2 protein-coding genes and 3 pseudogenes are annotated in these 2,752 nt (G+C 66.6%); 2 read left to right on the forward strand and 3 right to left on the reverse strand.

From position 1 onward, the window contains the following. A pseudogene (locus AC1D0P_RS24140) lies at nt 1-376 on the reverse strand (glutamate--cysteine ligase); the annotation flags it as partial. 11 nt (nt 377-387) lie between these two features. On the opposite strand from AC1D0P_RS24140, the pseudogene AC1D0P_RS24145 reads away from it, so the two are divergent. Both AC1D0P_RS24145 and AC1D0P_RS24150 read left to right on the forward strand, forming a co-directional pair. Further along, nucleotides 388-519, forward strand: a pseudogene (locus tag AC1D0P_RS24145) (oxidoreductase-like domain-containing protein); the annotation flags it as partial. A 164-nt stretch (nt 520-683) separates the two neighbouring features. Beyond that, on the forward strand, nt 684-1,418 hold the full coding sequence (locus AC1D0P_RS24150; RefSeq protein ID WP_477679054.1) for an SDR family oxidoreductase: 735 nt from the start codon (nt 684-686) through the stop codon (nt 1,416-1,418). On the opposite strand, the gene AC1D0P_RS24155 is transcribed toward AC1D0P_RS24150, so the two are convergent. Both AC1D0P_RS24155 and AC1D0P_RS24160 read right to left on the reverse strand, forming a co-directional pair. Continuing rightward, nucleotides 1,299-2,315, reverse strand: coding sequence for a LysR family transcriptional regulator (locus AC1D0P_RS24155; protein WP_477679055.1), 1,017 nt, complete (start codon nt 2,313-2,315; stop codon nt 1,299-1,301). The two genes, AC1D0P_RS24150 and AC1D0P_RS24155, sit on opposite strands and share 120 nt — an antisense overlap. A 74-nt stretch (nt 2,316-2,389) precedes the next feature. Beyond that, nucleotides 2,390-2,752: pseudogene (locus AC1D0P_RS24160) on the reverse strand (glutamate--cysteine ligase); the annotation flags it as partial.

Genomic DNA, 2,752 nt, shown 5'->3' on the forward strand with positions numbered 1-2,752 from the left:
TGCTTGCCGGCCATGGCCGCCAGCACGCGGGCCGAGGGCAAGGTGGAGGGGTCGAGCAAGGCGGCGCTGGCGGCGGTCAATGTGTCGCTGTATTGCGTGCCGCCGTGCGCGGCGTCCAGGGCGGCGGCGATGGGCGCGCACTGGGCCAGCAGCTCGGCGCCCCAGCCCGTCAGCGTGACTTCCTGCCCGCCGCGCTTGAGCTTGAGCCCGGGTTCGCGGCCGCGCGCCGCCGTCTGGTGCTGGTTGTGCTGAGCTCAGCGATTTCCTGCGGTGTGTCCTTCGGGCTGTCGCCGAGCAGGCAGTGCAGCAGGAACACATCGAGGAAACGCATGGTCTGCGCGTTGATGCCGACCGGCTCGAAAGGGTCCAGGTCCACGCGGGGCCGTCGCCGGCGTCGCGCTGCGTCAACCACCTTCCGAGCCCGACAGCTGCTGTGGCCGCGGCTGCAACGGCTGCGTGTGGGAGAACTGGTATGGGGCCGTGGACTATTGGCGCGAAGAGGCGCTGTTAAAGCTGGCGGACCAGGCTGAAGCCTGCCAGCTCCCGGCGGGCCCTTCGCGAGCGCCTCTGCAAAGTCCCCCGCATAGGAGATTCCAATACCCTCATCGAAACTTCCTGCTTGAGCCGGCTGCGGATCGCCCGCACCATCGGCATCCTGTTCAACCACCTTTTACAGGATCAAAGTGGATACATCATTGAGGGGCAGTCATGTTGTGGTCGTCGGGGGCAACTCGGGCATGGGCCTGGCCCTGGCGCAGGAACTCCTGACCCAGGGCGCGGCGGTCACGGTAGTCGGAAGATCGCTTGCCAAGCTGGAAGCGGCGCGCGAGCAGCTGCGGGCCCACGGAACACCGCAGCTTCAACAGGCCGACGTAACCTCCGAGCAGGAAGTGCAGACCCTGTTCGAGCGTATCGGCCGCCTGGACCACCTGGTCTGCACCGCCGCCGATATCGGCGGCTCTTACGTCATGCTGCAATCGCTGGAGCGTAGTGCGCTGGAGCGCGCCATGAATTCAAAAATCCTGGCCCCTATCCTGCTGGCCAAATACGCGTCACCCCGGTTGCCGGCGCGGGGATCGATGACTTTCGTGTCCGGTATCGCGGCGTACCGCCCCAGGCCCAAAGGCGTTGCGGTCGCGGCGATCAACGCGGCCCTTGAAGGCGTTGTGCGCGCGATGGCGGTTGAACTCGCGCCCATCCGGGTCAATGCGGTTTCGCCGGGGTGGGTTAGAACGCCGATCTGGGAAGACGTTGCCGGCCCTGACGCCGACCAGATGCTGGCCGCTATGGCGCAGCGCCTACCTGTGGGGCGTGTCGGCACACCCGAGGACATCGCCCACGCCATGGTCTTCCTGCTGGGTAACGGCTACACCACGGGGACCGTGCTGCATGTCGACGGTGGGCATCGCCTGGTCTAACCCCGGTATCCGCGCCCGCAACATCCCAACGAAGGCCGACACGTGAAGAGGCTCGCGCCGATGCGTCCTGGCGGGCCTGACCAGACACACCGGCAGGTCCCGAATGGCGCCGTCCAGGCGCACAGCCCTGACACCGGCGCCGGGCAAGGCGCTTCTGAAGGCCAGCCGCGGCAGCACGCAAACGCCGAGCCCGGCGGCCACCATGCCAATCAGGCTCCGAACGCTTTCCGCTTCAAAGCTGATACCGGGCATGTCCCGGTCTGATGGCAAAAGCGCATCCAGGTAAGCGCGGTAGCTGCAACCCGGCGTTGTCGCACCCAGCCTCTCTTCAGCGAAATCGTGGATGGAGACGCTTTGGCGCCGGGACAAGGGGTTCCCCGACGGCACGACCAGCACGGGCTCGTCACGGCTGAGAATTTCGCTGGTCAACGAGGCGGTGTGCGCGGGCAACCCATGCAGCAGRCCGAGATCCGCCGAACCGTCCTTGACTGTTGACAGGGTGTCCGTCGAGTTCCGGGTCAGGAGCGTCAAGCTGACATTGGGGTAGCGTTGGGCGTAATCGGCCATGACCGGCGTAAAAACCGTGAGGGTGAGCGTCTCAGGCGCAACCAGTGTGAGGCTCGCCGCGGTGGCCGCTGCATCGCCCTTCACCGCGTGAAGGGTGTCATCCGCCATGGCCAGCAGTTCGCGCGCCCGCGTCAGGAGCTTGCCGCCGGCGTCCGTCAGCGCCAGCGCGTTGCGTTGCCTGGCGAAAAGGGGGCGGCCGACGGCATCTTCCAGCGCGCGGATCTGCTCGGTCACGCTGGGCTGCGTTAGATGCACTCGCTCCGCCGCGCGGGTGAAGCTCAGCGTTTCGGCCGCGGCGACGAATGTCCTTAACTGTCTAAGCTGGAACATGGCAACTTCCGTCGCAGAGGCGGTTTCTCAGCAGTCATATGGACGCCATCCGGCTGCGCCGCTCCGAAGCGTAATCAGATGGCCACGGCCTCGCGGCCCGGCATGCCCAGGCGCTCGGCCGAGACATACTGCTGCCGGTAAATCTCGAAGGGCATGGTGTCCGAGGCTTCGATCTTCTTTTGCGCCTGGATGGACTCCTCGGTCACTACGGCAAAGCGGGCAAGCTCCTCCGCGCCCAGGGGCTGGGCCTGCAGAAGGGCTTGCGTTTGCAGGGACTGCGCACGCGCAAACTTGACGAAGGAGTTGTCGTGCTTGCCGGCCATGGCCGCCAGCACGCGGGCCGAGGGCAAGGTGGAGGGGTCGAGCAAGGCGGCGCTGGCGGCGGTCAATGTGTCGCTGTATTGCGTGCCGCCGTGCGCGGCGTCCAGGGCGGCGGC

This window comes from Polaromonas sp. P1_G2, assembly GCF_056405515.1.